The following is a 20,164-nucleotide window of genomic DNA, read 5'->3' as shown; positions in this document are numbered from 1 at the left end:
TAGCTGTGCGGACATCGTTGACCACGGAACCGGCCCTGTTGGCCGGCGCACACGCGCTAAACAGTGTGCCACTTCACGCTGTGAGGTTCCACTTAGGGGCGGAAACGAAGCGGGAGGCAGCCTAAAAGGCTGCCTCCCGTGACGTACGCCCGGCCAAGCGGCTTAGTGGGCGGCCACCGCTTCCTTTGAAGCAGCTTTCGGGTCCGTCAGCTTCTTCTTCGGCAGCGCGAAACTGATCAGGAAGGCAATCCCGGTCAGCACGGCGGCAGTGAGCATCACGGCGTCGATCGACTGCGCAAAGCCCTCGGTGATCGGGCGGGTGAGCACGGGGTTGGCCGTGTGCAGCCAGCTGGTGTCATTGAGGGAATCGTTGGTGGCGCCGTTCTGGAAGAACTCGTACAGCTTGGCGTTGGCGGGATCGGCAGCCACAGCGGGGTCCTTCAGGACCTTCAGGTAGTCGGCGTTCTGCATGGCGTCCTTCATGCCCGTGGCGATGCGGTCCGCGGCCAGGCTGAACAGCATGGAGATGAAGACCGCCGTGCCCACGGCACCGCCCATGGACCGGAAGAACGCCGCGGAGGAGGTTCCTACGCCCATGTCCTTCGGCGGAACGGACACCTGCATGGCCAGCGTGAGCGGCTGCATGCAGAAGCCCAGGCCGAGGCCGAAGAAGACAGCGATGACGCCCGGAACCCAGAGCCCGGTGTCCACACCCAGCGAGAAGCCCATCACGAGGGCTGCGGCGGTCAGGACGGCCGTGCCCAGGATCGGGAAGATCCGGTAGGTGCCCGACGCCGAGATGGTCCGTCCGGCGGTGATGGAACCGGTCAGGATGCCCACGGTGAAAGTGATCATCATCAGGCCGGCCTCGGTGGGGGTGAGGCCCTTGACCAGCTGGAGGTACATCGGGAGCATCGCGATTGCGCCGAACATGCCGATGCCGATGATGAAGTTCAGCAATGAGGACAGGCCGAACGTGAGGTTCCGGAAGAGCCGGAGCGGAATCAGGGCATAATCGCCGGCACGCTTCTCGGCCAACAGGAACGCGATGATGCCCACCACGCCCAGTCCGATGCACAGGAGGGATGCCGCCGAGGTCCAGCCCCAGCTGCGGCCCTGTTCGGCTACCAGGAGCAGCGGAACGATGGCCAGCGTGATGGCCGCCGCGCCCCAGTAGTCGATCTTCTGCTTGACGTGCTTGGCGGGCAGGTGCAGGTAGAGGAAGACGACGGCCAGTGCCGCGAGGCCGATGGGCAGGTTGATGAAGAACACCCAGCGCCAGCCGTCAAAGCCAAGGATGTTTGCGGACCCGGCGAAGGCGCCGCCCACCACGGGGCCGAGGACCGAGGAGATGCCGAAGACGGACATGAAGTAGCCCTGGAACTTGGCCCGGTCCTTGAGCGCCACAATGTCGCCAATGATGGTCAGCGCGAGGGCCAGCAGGCCGCCGGCGCCCATGCCCTGGATGCCGCGGGCGATGGCCAGTTCGGTCATGGAGTGCACCGAGCCGGCATACAGGGAGCCCGCCAGGAAGATTACGATCGCGGCGAGGTAGAGCGGGCGGCGTCCGAAGATGTCGCTGAGCTTGCCGTACAGGGGGGTGCTCACCGTGGACGTGATGAGGTACGCCGTGGTGGCCCAGGCCTGGAGGGAGAGTCCGTCGAGATCGTTGGCGATGGTGTAGATCGACGTGGACACGATGGTCTGGTCCAGCGAGGAAAGGAACATGCCAAGCATGAGACCCACCATCACTGTGATGGTCTGACGCTTGGTCAGGACGTCCCCGGCTACGGGCCCGGCGGCGGTTTTGGACATGACTGCTCCATTACAAAGAAAAAGGGAATCAAGCTTGATAGTTGCTTTCAGTAACTATCTTACTTTGCGATTTGTTCCCTTTGTCCTGCGAAGCCGCTGCGAAATGAAGAATTAACCTTGGCGTTCCACCAGGATGCCGTCCGGATCGCACCAGATCATGGCGCCCGGGCGCACTGTGACGCCGTCGATCTCCAGTTCAACGTCCGTTTCGCCCGCACCGGTTTTGGTGCTCTTGCGCGGATTGCTGCCGAGCGCCTTGACGCCGAGCGGCAGGTCGGCCAGGACCTCGCGGTCCCGGACGGCCCCGTTGATGACGACGCCGGCCCAGCCGTTGGCGACCGCGCTCGCGGCGATCATGTCCCCCATGAGCGCTGTCCGCAGGGATCCGGCACCGTCCACCACCAGCACGGCGCCCTCGCCCGGGGTTCCCAGGGTGGACTTCACGAGGGCGTTGTCCTCAAGGCACCGGATGGTGCGGGCCGGTCCGCTGAAGTGGGAGAGCCCGCCCAGCGACTGGAACTGCAGCGCGATGGAGTCGAGTTCCTCGCCCCGTTCGTCGTAAAGGTCGGCAGTGTTGATTCTGCGGCTCTCCGGGATGCCCTCGTTGTCGGGACTTTCCGGGGTGGCTGCGGAAGCGGTCATTGGTCCTCCTTGGAAGCGGCTGTGGAAAACCCGCGTGCGGGCCGTGATGCTCACGATAGTCTGATCGGACACCAATCATCAGTTCCTGGGGGGAGCCGCCATGAGCCTGTCCGATCTGCCGGGGCGCGTCCCGGACCCTTCCGCTGTGGCTTCGCCCCCAGCGGGAGGTTCGACGGCGGCGCTCGCCGAACCGGAGCGGCGCGTTCGTCCGCTCTGGACCACCGGCGTGGTGCTGGTGAATGTTGGAATCAATGCGGCTTTCTTCGGCCCCATCCAGGTTCTGCTCGGCCAGCAGGCCGCCCATTTCAGCGAAGGCGACAAGGAAGCCATCCTGGCACTCGTCACCGGAGCCGGAGCGGCAGTCTCCCTGGTGGCCAACCCGCTCTTTGGCGCCTTCAGCGACCGCACCACGTCACGGCTGGGCCGCCGGGTGCCGTGGGTCGTATTCGGGGCGGTCCTCGGCGCAGCCGCACTCATTGCCCTGGCCGGCGCCCCGAACGTGGCCCTCATGACCATCCTCTGGTGCCTGGTGCAGGCAGGCTGCAACGGCGCCTACGCCGCCATTACCGCCGCCATCCCGGACCGCGTTCCGGTGCCGCAGCGGGGAGCGGTGGGCGGGCTCGCCGCTATGGGTCAGACGGTGGGAATTCTGATCGGCGCGGTGATCGCCGCGGCCGTCAGTGGGAACTTCGGCGTGGGGTACCTGGTCTGCGCGGCGGCTCTGATTGCCGGTGTGGCACTGTATTTCTTCAAGAGCGACGACGTGCCGCTGCCCGCGCAGGCGCGCCCGCCCTTCAGCCTGGCCGGCTTCGCCAGGGGGTTCTGGATTTCGCCAATTCTGTATCCGGACTTTGCCTGGGCCTGGCTGACCCGACTGCTGGTGAACATTGGCAACCACATGGTCACCCTGTACCTGCTCTTCTTCCTGACGGACGCGGTGCGCCTGAAGGAAACGCAGGGGATCGAGCCGGCCTTCGGCGTGCTGATCCTCACCGGCCTGTACGCGGTGATGGTGATCATCACCAGTGTCATCGGCGGTCCGCTCAGCGACCGCATGGGCAAACGGAAGCCGCTGGTCATCGCCTCGTCCGTGATCATCGCCGTCGCGTCGCTGATCCTCGCATTCGCTCCCAACTGGGCGGGCGCCATAGCCGGTGCTTCAGTCCTGGGGATCGGCTTCGGCGCCTACCTGGCAGTGGACTTCGCGCTCATCACCCAGGTCCTGCCCAGCGCGCTGGACCGCGGCAAGGACCTCGGGGTCATTAACATTGCCAATTCGCTCCCGCAGGTCCTGGCGCCCCTCATTGCGTTCCCATTCGTCACGCTCTGGGGCGGCTACGTTTCCCTGTACATCGCGGCCGCAGTGATCGGGCTGCTAGGCGCAGTGTTCGTGGTGAAGATCAAAGGCGTGGACTGAAACGGGCGGACTGCGGCGCCCACCGTTTTGACTAATTGGCGCCATGGCCGGTGCCGTATAGTGGACTCGAATTGCTGCGGCAGTGCTGTGATGGGGATCGCCTGACCGCTGTCCGAAACCCACTCCCGGAACGCTGCTGATGCTTGAACTCAATCCAGATCTTCCCCCCATGGCTTCGCCGCCGACCCTGCCCAGACAACAGATCCGCTACGCCAGGATCCTGGATGCCGCCGCAGGATTCGCCCGGAAAGGGCTGGATTCCGTGAGCCTGTCCGAGGTGGCCGCTAAGGCCAACGTCCCGCTGGGAACCCTGTACCGGTACTTTCCTTCCCCCACCCATCTGATGCTGGGCCTCTACCGGAAGCAGTTGGGAGAGCTGCAGGTGGGAAGCTGGCCGGAGTCCGGCGGGAACCGTGTCCATTCCATGGCCGGTGTGGTGATGGAGATTTTCCACATGCGGCTGATGCAGCCTGCGGTGGAGCAGTGCCTGAGCCAGGGCGTCTATGCGAAGGACAAGGACACCACGGTTCTCCTGCGGGAGATCGACGTCATTGCCGAGCAGGCCGTCACGGTGGCAAGTGGCGACGCCGCCAAGTCACGTGTGCTGCTGCTGACCGTTTCCGGCCTGGTGCAGGCCGTGCGCTGCCGCCGGCTGTCGCTGTTCGAGGCGGAGGAAGACCTGAAGAAAGCCTGCTCCCTGCTCACCCGGTGTTAGCAGTGCGCCGTAACCGGTCTAGACCAGTCGGAGCGGTTTTGCGGTAAATATTGGTGACGTGAGTCACTTCTGGCGTTGATAAAACGTTTTATCAGGCATGGTGGTCGGCCCAGTGTCCACTCAGCCGTCGCGCATCTGTCTACCATTGCAGGACCGGAGTGGCTAGCAGCCCGTACCTTGCAGGAGCTTCACCGCGGTCCCGCCATCCCTTGGGCCGCAGAATTTCCAGCCAGCCCTTCTTGAGCCTCCTATGTGCTTGAGCCTTCATGTGCCGTGTGCCCACGGCTAGCCCCAGGAGACAACGACGTGTCCACTGAAACCATCACTCCCGCTGACAGCTCCGCTTCCTCCGAGGAAGCAACGGTGCTGACCGACCAGGAGATCTTCGAAGCCCACCAGGGCGGCAAGTTGTCCATCTCCAGCACGGTTCCGCTGTCCAGCAAGCGCGATCTGTCCATTGCCTACACCCCGGGTGTCGCCCAGGTCAGCCGCGCCATCCACGCCGAGCCGGAACTCGCCAAGACCCTTACCTGGGCCCAGCGGCTTGTTGTTGTGGTCAGCGACGGCACCGCCGTGCTGGGACTCGGCAACATCGGCCCCAGCGCCTCCCTGCCCGTCATGGAAGGCAAGTCTGCGCTGTTCAAAGCCTTCGGTGACCTGGACTCCATCCCGCTGGTGCTCAACACCACCGACGTGGACGAGATCGTGGAGACCCTGGTCCGCCTGCGCCCCAGCTTCGGCGCCGTGAACCTTGAAGACATCTCTGCTCCGCGCTGCTTCGAGCTTGAGGAAAAGCTCATCGAAGCCCTGGACTGCCCCGTCATGCACGATGACCAGCACGGCACCGCCGTCGTGGCCCTCGCGGCGCTGACCGGCGCCGCCAAGGTGACCGGCCGCGAACTCGAAGGCCTCCGCGTAGTGGTTTCCGGTGCAGGCGCCGCCGGCATTGCCGTCGCCGAAATCCTGCTCACCGCCGGCATCCAGGACGTCGTCCTGCTCGACTCACGGGGCGTCATCAACAAGGACCGTGCGGACATCGCGGCCGATCCAGCCAGCAAGAAGGCGCAGATGGCGCAGCGCAGCAACCCGCGCGGCATCACCGGCGGTCCCGGCGAGGCGCTGCTCGGAGCCGACGTGTTCATCGGAGTCTCCTCTTCGAAGCTGGACGAGGAGCACCTCAAGCTCATGAACCACAGCTCCATCGTGTTCGCCCTCTCCAACCCGGATCCCGAAGTCCTGCCGGAGGTCGCCTCACGCTACGCCGCCGTTGTGGCCACAGGACGCAGTGACTTCCCCAACCAGATCAACAACGTGCTGGCCTTCCCGGGAATCTTCCGCGGGGCGCTGGACGCCGGTGCCCGCCGGATCACGCCCGCCATGAAGCTTGCTGCCGCCCGCGCCATCGCTGAACTGGCCGAACCTGAGCTGTCCGCCGATTACATCGTGCCCAGCCCGCTGGATCCGCGCGTCGCACCGGCCGTTTCCGCCGCCGTGGCCGCAGCGGTCGAGGCGGAGTAACCGCGGAGTATCCTCCGCCAGGAAGTTCGACGGCGGTGCCTCCCGTGCTGGGGAGGTGCCGCCGTCGTCGTTTTTGTCAGCGGCCGCCGTCCCCGGCCCGCGCGCTGGCAACCCTAGACTGGGGGGCATGAACCCCGAGATCCTCGTGACTGTCCTCTGCGGCCTTGCCATCGTGGTGGGGGTGGCCGGCACTGTTATCCCCGTGCTGCCGGGCAGCATCCTCATCGGACTCAGCCTGCTGGCCTGGGCCATCTGGGGCGGCGCCGGAACGGCCGGCTGGGTGGTGTTCGGGGTGGGCCTGGCCTTCGTGCTGGCGGGAATGGCGGCCAGCGCAGTGCTGACGGGACGGAAGCTCAGGGAGCACCGCATCCCCAGCCGCAGCGTGGCGGTGGGTCTCGTCTTTGGCGTGGTGGGCATGTTCCTCATTCCGGTGGTGGGTCTTTTCGTGGGATTCGCCGCCGGCCTGCTGCTCAGTGAGTCCCACCGCACGCGCGATTTCCGGACCGCCATGACCACCAGCTGGGCAGCATTGAAGGCCACAGGCGTGGGCATGCTGGTGGAATTCGGCCTGGCCTGCCTTGCCGCGAGCACCTGGGTGATCGGCGTCTGGGTGGCGGCGGTCAGCTAGTCCTCCCAGCGGCCGCCAAGCGTGCACCACTAGCATGGAAGAATGAGCGCCGGACAGACCTCAGGACCGATCTATCGCGACAACCGCGACCTCACCCCGTTCGGCGACGCCCAGGTCCGCACGCCGGTGCGTGACATCGCCGACGGCGTGGGCGGGATCCTGCACAGCGCCCTGGGCGGCCGGAACGGCGCCCTCCTCAGCGTCGATGGGCCCGTCCCCCGGATGAAGCGGCTCCCGGGGAAGGCCGCCAAGACCGTCTATGACGCGGTCTTCCACAACACCGACCCCAACCGGCTGATCGCCGCCGGCCGCGCCTATCCCGGCTGGGCCGGCCTGTGCTACGTCATGGCCGGGCTGCTGGCCTATATACAGGGCGGATACCTGCGCGCCTCCGAACTGCTGCAGCGGGGCCTCACCACCAGGAACGACGACGACGCCAACCAGTTCGCGTCCGGCTACCTGACGCGCGTGGTCACCCGGGTTGAAGTTGCCGAACGCATCGACGTTCCGGTGCTGTTCAGCGAGGAAGCCGTATTCCTGGCACTTTCGCACTCGCTGCGCGAAACGGGCCACCTTGAGGCGGCGCTGCAAACCGTTTCCTCGCTGCCTCCGTCGCTGCCGGCCGCACTGGCCCGCTGTTCGCTGGCGCACGCCTTGGGACGGGACAAGGAAGTGGTGGTCTGGACTGAAGGGCTGCTCAATTCCGATGATCTCTCGGCTGCGCTGCTGCTGGTCCGCGCCCGGTCGTTGCGGCGGCTCGGGGCCCACGCTTCAGCCCAATCCGCCCTGAAGGAGGTCCTGCGGCGGCGGAAGACCCATCTTGCGCTGCGTAACGATGCCCTCACGGACCGCGCCCTTCTGCTGCTGGACAACGGCCGGAAATCACTCAACCCCCGGGACTGGCTGCGTGGAAAGCCCGCCGAACTGGAAACCTTTGAAGTCATCCGCAAGGACGTTGAGGAGCGCAGGCTCTGGGAACAGGAATGGAAACAGCTGGACCGGGAATGATCCGGAGGGTCGGTATTGATCTCCCCGCTCAGCAGGGGGCGTTGGCAGCCGGGCCCTTGTGGGCAATGGCCGGCCGCGGTACAACGGACCAATGGGCGATGCAATCAGGCAGTGGATGGATAAGTACATCACGGCGTGGACCACCAATAAGCCGGAGGACATCCGCGCGCTCTTCACCGAGGATGCCGTGTACGCCACCCGGCCCCACGACCCGGATGCGTGGCGCGGGCACGAGCAGATCGTGGAACGGTGGCTGACCGCTGCGGACGAGCCCGACGAATGGACCTTCGAGTGGTCGCCACTGGGCTCGGACGGCGACCTGCATTTCGTTCAAGGCCGCACAAACTACCTGGGTGACCGTCCCAGCTACGAGAACCTGTGGGTGGTCCGGCTCGGCCCGGACGGACGCGCTTCCGCCTTCACGGAATGGTTCATGGAACGCAAGGTCTAGCCCGGCGTTGGCGGATGCTAAAGCCAGGCGATCCGGACTGCCAGGGGAATCAGTTGCTCTGACAGCAGCACCGCCCCCAGCGCCACCATGATGATCCCGCTGGCAAGGGTCACCCGCCGGGCGGCCCCGGGCCGCGAGTGCAGCAGCTTCCGGGACAGCAGCGCCACGCAGGTGTACACAACGGCCACCAGCAGGACGAATGTCAGGCCCAGCAGCGCGGACTGCACCGGAACGGGCAGGGACGCCTCCGGGCTGACGAACTGGGGAACCAGCGCCACGAAGAACAGCAGCCCCTTGGGATTAATCCCGCTAGTGCCCACGCCCTGGAGGAAGGTGCGGAACTGGTTGAACTCGGCCGGCGCCGCGGCGGTGCCCGCCGGGCCTCCCGCCGTCGTACTTTCGGGGGAAGCCTCACCGGCGCCGAAGGTGGCGCCGCGCCATGACCGGATGGTGCCGAAACCCAGCCACAGCAGATACGCGGCTCCTGCCACGGTCAGCCAGCCGAGGACGCCCGGGAGGCCCGCAAGCAGGGCGGCCAGTCCGGCCACCATCAGCGCCGTGTGCAGGACGTAGCCGCCGCAGAGCCCGGCCACCGCGGGCACGAAGCTTCGCTGTTTCAGGCCCGCCGCGATGGAGTAGGCCCAGTCCACGCCCGGGGTGCAGGCCAGGGCGCCGGCAACCACCAGGAATGCGAGGAATAACTGGGGATTCACGGCGGCCTCCTACGATGTGCTGATAGGAGAAACTCTAGGGAAAACGCCGCCACAAGTGCTCCCTGATTTACTCAGGAATTGCCGCTACTCGGTAAGATAATTGCGTGATTGACCATATTGACAGAAATATCTTGCGCCACCTCAAAGAGGATGGCCGGATGACTGCCACTGCTCTTGCCGCAAAGGTGGGTCTGACGGTGGCGCCGTGCCACCGGCGGCTGCGCGACCTGGAGTCGGCAGGGGTGATCCGGGGCTACCGCGCGGACATCGACCCGGCCGCCGTCGGGCTCGGGTTTGAGGCGATCGTTTTCGTGACGCTGCGGCAGGTGGACCGGCCCACCATGGAGATCTTCGAGAACCGGGTGGCGGACAATCCCAACATTGTGGAGGCGCAGCGGCTGTTCGGCTCGCCGGACTACCTCCTGAAGGTGATCGCGGAGGATCTGCCCGCCTACCAGCGCTTCTACGACGCCGAGCTCACCTCATTGCCCGGCGTGGAGCGGCTGACGTCAACGCTGGTGATGAAGAACCTGAAGTCGAACGCCGGCCCGCCGGTCTAGGCGTGAACCCTCCAGTCAGGCAGCCGGGCTGACATGGACGATGATCACTTGGGTGTCCTTGGCGCCGTCGTACCGGAGATCGTAGTTGACCTCCAGCCCGGTGGACGTTCCCGGAGTGATGGAGAAGTCGCTTTTCTTGGCGGGGTCCGCTTCCATGGAGGCAATCCACCGTTCTGCGGAAGCGCTGTCGATTCCATAGCGCTCCACGCCGTCGCGGATCAGGTCGGCGAACGCCCCGGCCGAGTCCGCTGTGAGGAAGTACGTCACTTCGCTGAAAGCCGGGTTGTCGGCGGTGGTTTTGAAGCGGAGCCGGTCCGTTTCGCCAGTGATCTCGCCGCTAGGTGCGGCGATCGTCAGCGCGATCTTGCCTGAGTCGCGGGTGTTGATTTCCGGGCCGTAGCTCTGCTCGGAAACCCGGACGTCCGCCTTCCTCAGGGAGCCCGAACTCATGTCCAGCCGCGCGGTCCTGGTGGCCCTTATCTGTTCCACACCGGCGGCATCGAGGGTGGAATATTCAGAGGTGCTCATGGTGCTGCTCCCTTGGGGCGTCGGTTGGGTAGCGTTGGGGCTGCTGATCTGGCAGCCGGTGAGGGCGAGGCAGCCGGCCAGGGCAATAAGAGCGGCGGCCTGCCGCCTAAGGCGCGGGCGCACAGCCGGCGGCGCGGGCATCACTGATGCACCTCTGCGTCGAAGCCTGAGACGAAGCGGTCCATGATGCCCGGAATGTTGCTGGTGGGGCGGTACTGGTCCACGCGGTCGTTGAAATCGGAGCCGATGATCTGCTGGGCACGCGCGGGGTCGGTGGCCAAGAGGTTCTGGTAGGCAGGCAGCGTGTCCTGCTGGATGAGGGCCCAGCGCTGGTCGGCGTTGGCGATATTGCCGTCCGGAAAGCCCGTGGTGAAGTCCGTGCGGAACTGGGCGGGATTGTCCCAATTGGTGAATGGCACGTTCTCCGGGCCGGGGCTTTCCACGCTGAACTTGTAGGGGAACACCTCGGGGTAGCTTTTCGCGCCCGGGATGGACGGTTCGCCGGCCAAGGTGACCATGTACGTCACTGCCTCCCCGCCGGCGTGGCTGCGCATGGTGTTGTAGTCGTCGGCGATGATCTCGTTTTGCTCGCGGTACAAGAGTGCGGTGTTGCCTTCTTGCACCCGGGCTGGTTCGCCGGAATCGATCTGTGCCCACGCCCGGGCGGTCTCCGGATCGATGGCACCCGAGTCCCGGAGCCGATTGATTTCGTCCAGTCCGCCAGTCATATAGGCCTGGTGCTGCCGGGCCTGGTCAAGGAAGATTTCCTTGTTCATGTCCAGCATGCTGGTCTCATAGAACTTGATCTCCTGGTCAGTCATGCCTGCAAGCTGCTCGATCTGATCCAGCATGGGCAGCGGAATGTCCGACGCCGGGTTGTCCACGATCTGCCGGGCGAGGTCCCGCATCATGGCCATGTCCTTGAACCCGCCCGCAAATGACGGGCCGATCATGTTGGCCATGCCCGCCCACTGCAGGTCCGGGTTGGACAGGTACGCCTGGCCGTAGAAATCGTAGACCTTCCTGATGGTCTCCCAGTTGTACTCCGTGCCCTTGGAGGTATCCCAGTCGGCGGGGTCGATGCCCATGTCCCGCATGGCCTGCTGGTTCCAATAGCCAGTGAGGAAGTCCGAATACTCCGGCGAATTCTTGTTAATCAGCCCGGAGTCGGCAGCCGCGTCGAGGGCGGCCTTTGCAGCGTCAGGGTTGGCCAGCGCCCAGTTCTTGAAATCGTCACTGTTCAGGTAGGCATCACGTTCGTCGGGCGTCATGCCGTTGAGCTTGGCGGTCAGTTCCTGTGCCGCGCCGTCCGTCGGGGAATTGCCGCCGGCGCCGGGCCCGCCCGCGCTGCCACCTGCTGAAGCGGTGCTGGCCCGGTCCTGCTGGTCGGCGTTTTGCAGCAGGGCTTTGGAAGCGCTGTGGATGCCCGCCGCCGCAGCCCTGAGTGTCTTAGCGTGTGAGCCGTTCCAGTCGCTGCGGAAACGGTCGCCGTCGTTGCCCTTCCAAGGGCTGGATGCGATGGAGCCGCCCAACTGTTGCCCCAGCTGCTCCAGCCGGCTTGCACCTTTCGCCAGATCCTTCGCGAGCTGGCGTAGCTGTGCGACGTCCGCACCGTAGAAGTTCCCCGCCACTTTTCCCCCTGGTTCAAGTCCACGGCAAGCCTAACGGCTCCGGCGGGACGAGGCGATGGGGAGGAGTCCCCGTGGCGGATCCGGCGTCAGGCGTCCAATAGCCCGGTGGTTCGGTACGGGATGACCTCGCGCAGGAACATGCTTGTGGAGGTGCGGACGATGCCGGGGCACAGCCGGATTTCCTCGGACACCCGGTAGAGATCGTCCGGGCTCCTGGCCACCACGCGGATGAGGAGATCCGTGTCGCCGGCCGGCGCGTGGCATTCCAGGACCTCGGGGATCTTGCGTAGTGCGGCGATGGCCTCGTTCAAGTGGCTCTGGTCAAGTTCGGCGCTCACCGCTGCCGCCACGCCGCGGCCGAGCGCTGAAGGCAGCACGCGGCTGCTGTTGGGACGGAGGGCGCCCGACCCCGTCATCCGCTCCAGGCGCGACTGTACAGTTCCGCGCGCCAGTCCCAGCTTTTGTGCCAGCACCATGATGGGCACGCGGGGATCGTCGTCCAGCGCTGCAAGGATCCGCCGGTCGGTTGGATCGAGTTCCTGCAATCTGACCACTTCCTGCCTACCATCCGCTCAGTGATTGATCAGATTGATCAAAGAAGCACCAGCTCGTTGCACCTACTGTAGGACTTCTGTTGAAATGGTGGCAACAAGGGACGCAGGCTACCGCCGGATCCCGCAGGCTACAGGAGCCCCGGCACACCACCCGGTCCCTGGACAAGGCTTCCCGCAAGGACGCCGCCGCTGATTGACGCTTGTTCACGCATAGTCTTTCCGCAATTTTTATTCCGCCAGCAGTGCGACGGGTCCGGAGCCTCGCTCCCGGGCCCGGCACGGCAAGAGCCCCTGAGCCACCGACTCCGGATCACCCGGGGTGTTCGGTAGTTGAGGGGCTCTTGTGTTGTCCGGATTAGGCTGGTGCCATGACATCAGCCGGCCGCTTCGCTCCGAGCCCTTCCGGCGAACTCCACGTGGGAAACCTCCGGACGGCGATCCTGGCCTGGCTGTTCGCCCGCTCCACCGGCCGGCGGTTCCTGATGCGCGTGGAGGACCTGGACCGGGCCCGTGCGGGTGCAGAGGCGGAACAGCTCCGCGATCTGGCGGCCATCGGCGTGACCTGGGACGACGGCGTCGTGCGCCAAACGGAACGCGAGCCGCTCTATGCGGAAGCGATCGGCGGTCTCGCTGCCGCCGGCCTGACTTATGAATGCTTCTGCACCCGGCGCGAAATCCAGGAAGCGCCGTCCGCGCCACATGCCCCGCAGGGTGCGTACCCTGGGACGTGCCGGAACCTGGATCCGGCGGAACGCGAGTTCAAGAGGACCATTCGGCCCGCTGCCATCCGGCTTCGCTCGACTGTGACCGACTGGACGGTGGAAGACCGGTTGCACGGCACCTACACGGGAGTGGTGGACGACTTCGTGATCCGCCGGAATGACGGGGTGACTGCCTACAACCTGGCGGTGGTGGTGGATGACGCAGCGCAGGGGATCGACCAGGTGGTCCGCGGGGACGACCTGCTGCCCTCCACGCCCCGGCAGGCCTACCTTGCCTCGCTGCTGCATATTCCCGTTCCGGAATATGTCCATGTGCCGCTGGTGGTGAATTCCGACGGCGTCCGGCTGGCCAAGCGCGACGGCGCCGTGACCCTGGCCGATCTGGCCGAAGCCGGGATGGATGCCGCACGGGTCCGGGACATCATCCTGGAATCGCTGGGGCTCCCGGCCGGCCCACTGCAGCTTTCCCTTGCGCACTTTGATCCCTCGGCGCTGCCGCTGGAGCCGTGGGTGTGGCCCGGCGTGCCGGGCGTAGGCGCGTAGGCTGGAACCATGCCAGAAACAGGAACCACGGACTCAAACGTCCCCCAGCCACGATTCACTGTTGAGACGGCCAAGGTCCTCGCCGAAGTTGCCCACAACCGCCAGAAGGACAAGCTCAAGCGGCCGTACCGCGAACATGTTCTCGCCGTCGGCGACGCCCTGGCGGATTTCGACGACGACATCCGGATCGCCGGCTACTTGCATGACATTGCCGAGGACACACCCATCACCCGGCAGGCTCTGCTGGACATGGGCGTTTCCGAACGCGCCGTCGGCATCATTGAGCGTGTCACCAAACGGTTGCATGACAACCCGGATGACTACCAGGCCGGCATCCGCTTCATTGCCGAGGACCATGACGCCACCTTGGTCAAAATCGCCGACAACGCCCACAACTCACTTCCCGAGCGAGTCAAGGCGCTGGCAGAAAAGTGGCCGGACAAGCCGCCAGTCACCCGCTATGACGACGCCCGGCCGGTGCTTTATGGCGCTGTGCCGGTTGAAGAAATCCGGTTGATCCTGGCCCGCGTCAACCCCTGGTTGCTGGAAGAACTGGACGACCGCCTGGACGAGGCGGACGACACCGACTACGAGAACCTCTCCTACGATTCCTAGCGGACGCCCTCCCAGAGGGCCCGTTCCCACGGCCGGGGGTCGTAAACGACTTCCGAACCGGCATTGAACAGCATGGTGGTGCGGCGCTCGAGATCGTAGCCGGGCCAGCCTGGATCGCCTGAAGAGGCGAAGGAAACCCACGCGCCGTGCATGGTATCAGCCAGTTCCTGCGGCGGGTTTGTTCCAAGCAGCGGTCCGAAGAGCCTGGAATTCGTGTCCAGGTTGTCGAAAACGAAAGGTACTTCCACTGCGTGGACTGCGCCGAGGCCGGGGGCGGCCCACCCAAATTCGTACATGTACGTCCGCGCCGACGTCGCAGACGCTGCCTTCGCGTGGGCATCCGCCAGGCGGAGTGCAGGAATCCGCACCCACCAGTCGGTTTCCACAGCGGCAAGCAGCTCGCCCGGAGAACTGCCCGGAAAGTGGGACCGGTACTCGCGGAGGGCCGTCTCGGCGGATAGCCCGTACACGCCAATTGGCGGGAAGCCGTCCACGCTCCTGGACTCCGCCAGGTCCCGCTCCGTGACCTTGGCAATTACCCCGGTAATGGCCAGGAACAGCTTCCAGTCTTCGGTATTGCTGCCGACCATGACGTCCACTGTGGAGCCTGCGCCGGCAGCGATCCGTTCGATGGGGCTGCGGGGAATGATGTCGCCGTCGATTGACGGTTGCCAGAGCATCGAGCTGGCCACCACCTCGGGTCCCCAGCGTGCCGGGTCCGGACGCGCCACCAGGTCCGCCTTCATCTCCGCCTGCGCCGCGAGGAATCGCTGAACGGGGACCGCCGCCATCGCCTCCCGGGTCTGCGGAACCGCGAGCTTGTCGGCAAGGAATCCGCCAATTCTTTGGGCGGTTTCGGTGGGAATGGCATGGTGGGCGGCGCCGCTCTGCAGGATGGCCCGACGGAAGAGCCCGTCGGCGCGGGGCATTGAGAGGAGGACTCCGATGCTCATGGCGCCGGCCGACTGGCCGAACACGGTGACGTTGGCGGGATCACCGCCGAAGGCTGCAATGTTGTCGCGGACCCACTCCAGGGCCGCCACCTGGTCGAGGAGGCCGATGTTGGCCTGCCCGTCCCCAAGGTCCAGGAACCCGTCGGCGCCGACGCGCCAGTTGATGACCACACAAACGACGCCGTCCCTGGCGAAGTTCGTGCCGTTGTACGCCGCCGTCGAGCTGATTTCGAAGGCGCCGCCCTGGATCCAGACCATAACCGGCAGGCCGCGGCTGCCCGGGTCAGGTGTCCAGATATTGAGGTTCAGGCAGTCTTCGCCAGCCAGGGCTGTGTCCCACTCCGTACCCGCACTTTCCGGAGGAGCCGGCTGGAAGGGGGCTGCACCGTACATGGTTGCGTCCCGGACGCCGCTCCACGGCTGAAGCGGCTGCGGCGGTCGAAGGCGGTTGATGCCCGCCGTCGACGCCGCGAACGGAATGCCCAGGAAGCGGTGCACGCCGTCGGCAATGCTGCCGCGCACCCGGCCATGCGTGCCCTTAACTACAGTGTCCATGCCTAGCACCTCACGGGTCGAGGATTTCCGGCCATAGGGATACCTTGGCAGCACGCCGTAGTGCTGCTGAAGGGCCGAAGGTCACCCCTTGGTGGTCGAACCCGTCGGGACTTCCCGCTCCATCCGTTCCAGAGCTGCAGCCATCTTGTGGGTGCCGCGCTTCTCGTCAATAACGATCGAAACGCCCAGTGCCAGCACGATCACCAGCAAGCAGATGGGCATGGCGACCCCGGCAGCGGCGAGCCCCACGCTGCCCGCCAGTGCCGCGAGGACGCCCGCCGCAACGGCAATGACCATGCGGTCCACGCATATCATCACGCTGTACAGCCATGTCAGGGAAAGTTTGAACAGCGCCACGGGGACCGCGATGCTGGCCACAGCCACGGCGGCGCTGATGTGCGCCTCCTGGTCGATGTAGTAGGCCGCAACGTGCAGTCCGGCGCCGGTTGCGGCGATGGCAGCGAAGATGGGGATGTGGCCGTAGCCGAAGAAGAATGAGCGGTGCCGTTGAAGATGGAGGGCCCGGCCGGCGGGCAGGATGAAGTAGATCCACCACATGGCGAAGGCCAACGCCGTGCCTCCGAAACCCACCAGGGCGGCGTCGACGCTCCAGCCATGGTTTGCCACGATGGCGCGGAGCGTTTCGATGGCACCGATCAGGCATTCACCGAGGGCGATGATGGCCAGCAGTCCGTAGCGTTCTGCGATGTGGTGGGCGTGCCACGGGGTCCGCATGGAGCGTTCGGCCACGTACGGCGTTGCCATTTCCAGCACGTAGAGGGGAACGGTCATCATGATGGTGGTCGGCACGTCCGCCTGGATGAGGAGCACCGCAACCCAGCCGAGCTGCACCACTCCCAAATATGTTGCGTAGCGCAGGCAGGTCTGGCGGCGGGCCGGGTCCTGCCGGGCCGCCCGCAGCCACTGGAAGACGAGGGCAAGGCGCATAATCACGTAGCCGCCGACAATGACGGCGTTGTCCACATGGTCGCCCTCCACCAGCGAGTGGAACAGTGGCTCGATCCCCATGGCCAGAATGAGGACACCAAGCAGCTGGATCATGGTGACCACTCGGAAAACCCAGTCATCCGTGTCGTACGCGCTGGCGAACCAGGTGAAGTTGATCCATGCCCAGATCACGGCAAACATCGTGAACGTGAACCCCAGCAGCCCGGCACCGAAGTGGGCCCCCGCGATCTCGTGGGCGAACTGGCTTCCGGCCACTCCGAACGCAATCACGAAGGTAAGGTCGAAAAATAGCTCCAGCGGAGTGGCTGCCCGGTGCCGCTCATGCGGGTCGCGGCCGCCCATGCGGGCCATGGCATGCCGGAGGGGGTTGGAAGACATGGGTCAAAGATTACCGCCGGGAGCGGACTTTCGCGCTCGAAGCACAAGCCAGATGTAGGCGAGGTCGAAGACGCTGCAGAGGGCGCCGAGGCCCAGGATGAGCGGTGAGTTCCCGAACCAGCCGAACACGACCGTAGGTGCCAGGGTGCCAATCCACTTCCCAACGGCGATCAGCATCGATTGACCCCGCGGGCCGCCGCGGGCCACGAACATCGCGATGAAAAGCCCGGACATCAGCAGGTTCTGCAGGAAGGCCGCATAGCGGGAGGCCTGGTCCCAGCCGAACTCCACCACGAACAGCAGCTGAACGGCAAAGGCGGTGACTCCCAGGAGCAGCGCCCAGCCGAGGAAGAGCTTCCGCGTCACCCAGGCGGGAAGCTCGGCCCGGCCGAACCTCACGAACGTGTACAGGATGGCGACGTCCGCCAGCGCCCACACAATGTTGATGACGCCCTGGACGGAAAGCACTGTCGCCACGGAACGCGAGGCGTAAATGGCCTCCCAAGCGAAGTTCAGCGCCAGGGCTGCTGCCGGGATGGCGTAGGTCCTGTCCCGGAATCCGATCCGGATTGCCTCAACGTACACCGCCGTCCAGGCGACGCCGCTGACAACAGTGAGGAACAGGATCATCATAGAACGCGCGTGGGAACTTACACCCGGCCCAGTGAGTCGATGTCCTCAAGGAAGTCCTGGTGGACCTCCTTGCTCACCGTGGTGCGGGTGTCCGCAATAGCGTCGAGGTAGTCCTGCGTCGCGGGGCCCTTCCGGACCGCGTCGCGGACGGATACGTCGCCACCGGAAGCCAGCCCGCCGTCGTCGTACACTGCCTTTTCCAGCGCCCGCTGGGAGGCACTCCGGGCCGCGTACTCAATGTCCGCGGGGGAGAAGCCCTCGGTGCGGTCCACCAGCAGCTCAACGTCCACGTCGTCCACAACGGTGGCCGGGATGAAGCGCTGCCACATGGCCTCGCGGGCCTGGCGGTCGGGGAGGCCGATGGGGATGACGTAGTCAAACCGGCCGTGGCGGAGGAAGGCGGTGTCCAGGGCGCGGATGAAGTTGGTAGCGCACACCAGCAGGCGCCCGGGCTGTTCGCGGAAGGCCGGGATGATTTTCAGGAGCTCATTGGTGACGCCCTGCAGAGGAGACGGCGGTTCGCCGGACCGCTGGGACGCGATCTCTTCCACCTCGTCGATGAACACCACGGCATGTTCCAGTTCGGCGATTTCCAGGAAGGTTTCGCGGAGGGCGCCGGCGAGGCCCTTCGGATCGGCCGCGAGCCGGGAGGGGAATACCTCCACGAAGGGCCATTCGAGCCGGGACGCGATCGCCTTCGCAAACGTGGTCTTGCCGGTGCCGGGAGGGCCAAAGAGCACGACGGCGCGCGGCGGCACTACGCCGAATTCGTCCGCCAGGTCCGCCTCGGCCAGGGGGAGCACCAGCCTGCGTTCCAGCAGTTCCTTCTCGTTGCGCATGCCGGCCACGTTTTCCCAGAGGTCGCGGGCAAGGATGCGGCCGCCGAGCAGGCCCAGGGGCTCGAGCTCCTGGCGCTGCACGGGGATGGTGCGCTCGAAGTAGCGCAGGTTCTTTTTGAGCACGAAGCCGCGGCTCAGGAAGGCCTCCACCCGGGTTTCGGACTCCGGCATCAGCGCGGACAGTTTGTTCAGCCCGTGCGGGGCCATCCGGTTCTCGACGGCGGCCAGTAGCGAGGTGCCGATCCCGCGGCCGCGGTATTCGGGGAGGGTGGCCAGGAAGACGATCCAGCCCTGGTCGTGCGCGGCGCGTCCCACGGCGGCGCCCACCACCATATCGCCCTGCACCGCCACCACGGCGTGGTCCTTTTCGCAGGAGGCCAGGACCTCGGAGAGCGCGTAGACGGGCTCCACATTGCTGGCCTTGAGCGACTCCCAGAGGTGCAGGATGCCGTCAAGATCGGCCGAATGGAAATCCCTGATCCGCCAGGTGGTCATGAGCGTTTCTCCTGTGGTGGTTCGTCGTTGAGCCAGCGTGAACTTCTCCGCTGAGCATATGCGAACCTAACCCCGCCCGGGGTTGCGGCGGCGTTGCATTACGCCGCCGGGGCGGCCGCGCCACAGACTCAAAGGAGCATGGCGGACCTTAGATTCCCAGCGTTCCCATCGTGTTGCGCAGCGTGTCGGCGGAGTGCTGCAGGGCCGCCAGTTCGCCGTCGTCCATGGGCGTGTGAAGGACGCGGTGCACGCCGCCGCGCCCCACGATACTGGGAAGGGACAATGCCACGCCGGAGATTCCGTAAGGGCCGTCCAGCACGGTGGACACGGGGAGTACGGCGTTCTCGTCCCGGAGCAGGGCTTCCACGATCCGCGCGCCGGAGAGGCCGATGGCGTAGTTGGTTGCACCCTTGCCGGCGATGACCTTGTAGGCGGCCTGCGTCACCTCCCGGGCAGTTTCGGCAAGGTATTCCGGGGTGAAGATGCGTTCGCCGTCCGCTTCCCAGTCGAGGATCGGGACGGGGCCGATGGTGGCGCCGGACCACACCGGAAATTCCGTGTCGCCGTGTTCGCCCACCATGATGGCATGGACGCTGGCCACGGAGACCCCCGCACGGCGGGCCAGCAGCCAGCGCAGCCGCGAAGTGTCCAGCACCGTGCCGGAGGAGAACACGCGCTCCGGCGGCAGCCCCGAGATCTTTTGCGCCGCGACCGTAAGCACGTCGCAGGGGTTGGTGACCAGGACATAGACCGCGTCGGGGGCGTGCTGAAGGAGTTGCGGCATGAGCTGTTCGAGGATGCCGACGTTCGTTCCGGCCAGGTCCAGGCGAGTCTGGCCCGGCGCCTGTTTCGCGCCGGCAGTGATCACCACGACGTCGGCACCTTCCGTCACCGCGATGTCGCCACCACCGCTGACCGAGGCGGCCGCCGCGGCGAACTGGGTGCCGTGGGCGAGGTCCAGGACCTCGGCCTCTGCTTTGAGGGCATTGACGTCGAACAACGCGATGTTGCTGGCCGAACCGCGGATCAGGGCTGCATAGGCCAGCGAGGTGCCCACGCTCCCGGCGCCCACCACGGCAAGTTTGGATCCTGACATGAGCTACCTCTTCCCCGGTCCCGGAGTGCCGGGACCCGCTGATGGTGCAACTGCCCGCAATGGCTTCATGCTACCGATTCAGCCGCATCCACACATCAGCGCGAACGGACACTTGCGGCCCCGCACCAAAGCGCGAACGGACACTTGCGGCCCTTGAATCCGAGGATTTCAGGGCCGCAAGTGTCC

The 20,164-nt window shown here is 65.7% G+C and carries 20 protein-coding genes; 9 read left to right on the top strand and 11 right to left on the bottom strand.

Annotation, left to right across the window (positions count from 1 at the left end; translation table 11 throughout):
* Positions 1-162: 162 nt before the first annotated feature.
* Together ACFVWT_RS08835 and rraA are read right to left on the bottom strand one after the other, a co-directional pair.
* Positions 163-1,815, bottom strand: coding sequence for an MDR family MFS transporter (locus ACFVWT_RS08835; RefSeq protein WP_390247193.1), 1,653 nt, complete (start codon positions 1,813-1,815; stop codon positions 163-165).
* Between the two features lie 111 nt (positions 1,816-1,926).
* A complete protein-coding gene (gene rraA / locus ACFVWT_RS08830; protein ID WP_390247191.1) occupies positions 1,927-2,457 on the bottom strand; it encodes a ribonuclease E activity regulator RraA in 531 nt (176 codons plus the stop codon).
* 100 nt (positions 2,458-2,557) lie between these two features.
* On the opposite strand from rraA, the gene ACFVWT_RS08825 reads away from it, so the two are divergent.
* The 6 genes from ACFVWT_RS08825 to ACFVWT_RS08800 all read left to right on the top strand — a co-directional run bounded on the left by ACFVWT_RS08825 (position 2,558) and on the right by ACFVWT_RS08800 (position 8,194).
* Complete coding sequence (locus ACFVWT_RS08825) at positions 2,558-3,874, top strand: MFS transporter (protein WP_390247189.1); 1,317 nt, start codon at positions 2,558-2,560, stop codon at positions 3,872-3,874.
* 139 nt (positions 3,875-4,013) lie between these two features.
* The gene (locus tag ACFVWT_RS08820; RefSeq protein ID WP_390247187.1) at positions 4,014-4,589 is read left to right on the top strand and encodes a TetR/AcrR family transcriptional regulator; all 576 of its coding nucleotides are present in this window, start codon (positions 4,014-4,016) and stop codon (positions 4,587-4,589) included.
* A gap of 306 nt (positions 4,590-4,895) precedes the next feature.
* A complete protein-coding gene (locus ACFVWT_RS08815; RefSeq protein WP_390247185.1) occupies positions 4,896-6,107 on the top strand; it encodes an NADP-dependent malic enzyme in 1,212 nt (403 codons plus the stop codon).
* Positions 6,108-6,234: 127 nt separating this feature from the next.
* A complete protein-coding gene (locus ACFVWT_RS08810; RefSeq protein ID WP_390247183.1) occupies positions 6,235-6,735 on the top strand; it encodes a DUF456 domain-containing protein in 501 nt (166 codons plus the stop codon).
* A gap of 42 nt (positions 6,736-6,777) precedes the next feature.
* Positions 6,778-7,743, top strand: coding sequence for a hypothetical protein (locus tag ACFVWT_RS08805; RefSeq protein WP_390247181.1), 966 nt, complete (start codon positions 6,778-6,780; stop codon positions 7,741-7,743).
* A 91-nt stretch (positions 7,744-7,834) separates the two neighbouring features.
* Positions 7,835-8,194, top strand: a complete 360-nt coding sequence (locus tag ACFVWT_RS08800) for a YybH family protein (protein WP_390247179.1) — start codon at positions 7,835-7,837, stop codon at positions 8,192-8,194.
* 17 nt (positions 8,195-8,211) lie between these two features.
* On the opposite strand, the gene ACFVWT_RS08795 is transcribed toward ACFVWT_RS08800, so the two are convergent.
* Complete coding sequence (locus ACFVWT_RS08795; protein ID WP_390247177.1) at positions 8,212-8,907, bottom strand: LysE family translocator; 696 nt, start codon at positions 8,905-8,907, stop codon at positions 8,212-8,214.
* A gap of 104 nt (positions 8,908-9,011) precedes the next feature.
* Between ACFVWT_RS08795 and ACFVWT_RS08790 the strand changes: the two genes are divergently transcribed.
* Positions 9,012-9,467, top strand: a complete 456-nt coding sequence (locus ACFVWT_RS08790) for an Lrp/AsnC family transcriptional regulator (RefSeq protein WP_390247175.1) — start codon at positions 9,012-9,014, stop codon at positions 9,465-9,467.
* 15 nt (positions 9,468-9,482) lie between these two features.
* Here ACFVWT_RS08790 and ACFVWT_RS08785 read toward each other — a convergent pair whose 3' ends face one another.
* From ACFVWT_RS08785 to ACFVWT_RS08775, 3 genes are all read right to left on the bottom strand, one after another.
* Positions 9,483-9,995: a hypothetical protein gene (locus tag ACFVWT_RS08785; RefSeq protein WP_390247173.1), complete on the bottom strand. Its 513-nt coding sequence runs from the start codon at positions 9,993-9,995 to the stop codon at positions 9,483-9,485.
* 140 nt (positions 9,996-10,135) lie between these two features.
* Entirely contained in the window at positions 10,136-11,626 is a 1,491-nt protein-coding gene (locus tag ACFVWT_RS08780) for a WXG100 family type VII secretion target (protein ID WP_390247171.1), read from the bottom strand.
* Positions 11,627-11,712: 86 nt separating this feature from the next.
* Positions 11,713-12,171 (bottom strand): Lrp/AsnC family transcriptional regulator, encoded by a 459-nt coding sequence (locus ACFVWT_RS08775; RefSeq protein ID WP_390247833.1) that lies wholly within the window; start codon positions 12,169-12,171, stop codon positions 11,713-11,715.
* 377 nt (positions 12,172-12,548) lie between these two features.
* Between ACFVWT_RS08775 and gluQRS the strand changes: the two genes are divergently transcribed.
* Positions 12,549-13,445, top strand: a complete 897-nt coding sequence (gene gluQRS, locus ACFVWT_RS08770) for a tRNA glutamyl-Q(34) synthetase GluQRS (protein WP_390247169.1) — start codon at positions 12,549-12,551, stop codon at positions 13,443-13,445.
* Between the two features lie 9 nt (positions 13,446-13,454).
* Positions 13,455-14,060: a phosphohydrolase gene (locus ACFVWT_RS08765; protein ID WP_390247167.1), complete on the top strand. Its 606-nt coding sequence runs from the start codon at positions 13,455-13,457 to the stop codon at positions 14,058-14,060.
* Here ACFVWT_RS08765 and ACFVWT_RS08760 read toward each other — a convergent pair.
* From ACFVWT_RS08760 to ACFVWT_RS08740, 5 genes are all read right to left on the bottom strand, one after another.
* Complete coding sequence (locus tag ACFVWT_RS08760) at positions 14,057-15,568, bottom strand: carboxylesterase/lipase family protein (RefSeq protein WP_390247165.1); 1,512 nt, start codon at positions 15,566-15,568, stop codon at positions 14,057-14,059. The genes ACFVWT_RS08765 and ACFVWT_RS08760 overlap by 4 nt on opposite strands.
* Positions 15,569-15,649: 81 nt before the next feature.
* Positions 15,650-16,915, bottom strand: coding sequence for a low temperature requirement protein A (locus ACFVWT_RS08755; protein WP_390247163.1), 1,266 nt, complete (start codon positions 16,913-16,915; stop codon positions 15,650-15,652).
* Positions 16,916-16,918: 3 nt separating this feature from the next.
* Positions 16,919-17,548 carry a hypothetical protein gene (locus tag ACFVWT_RS08750; protein ID WP_390247161.1) on the bottom strand — a complete coding sequence of 210 codons (630 nt, stop codon included), beginning with the start codon at positions 17,546-17,548 and terminating at the stop codon, positions 16,919-16,921.
* A 17-nt stretch (positions 17,549-17,565) separates the two neighbouring features.
* Complete coding sequence (locus tag ACFVWT_RS08745) at positions 17,566-18,882, bottom strand: ATP-binding protein (protein ID WP_209741953.1); 1,317 nt, start codon at positions 18,880-18,882, stop codon at positions 17,566-17,568.
* A 148-nt stretch (positions 18,883-19,030) separates the two neighbouring features.
* Positions 19,031-19,978 (bottom strand): L-lactate dehydrogenase, encoded by a 948-nt coding sequence (locus ACFVWT_RS08740; RefSeq protein ID WP_390247159.1) that lies wholly within the window; start codon positions 19,976-19,978, stop codon positions 19,031-19,033.
* Between the last annotated feature and the right edge of the window lie 186 nt (positions 19,979-20,164).

Source organism: Arthrobacter sp. NPDC058288, assembly GCF_042880995.1.
Taxonomy (GTDB): Bacteria; Actinomycetota; Actinomycetes; order Actinomycetales; family Micrococcaceae; genus Arthrobacter.
Note: the sequence above shows the minus strand (reverse complement) of the source record. Positions and strands in the feature narration are given on the sequence as shown.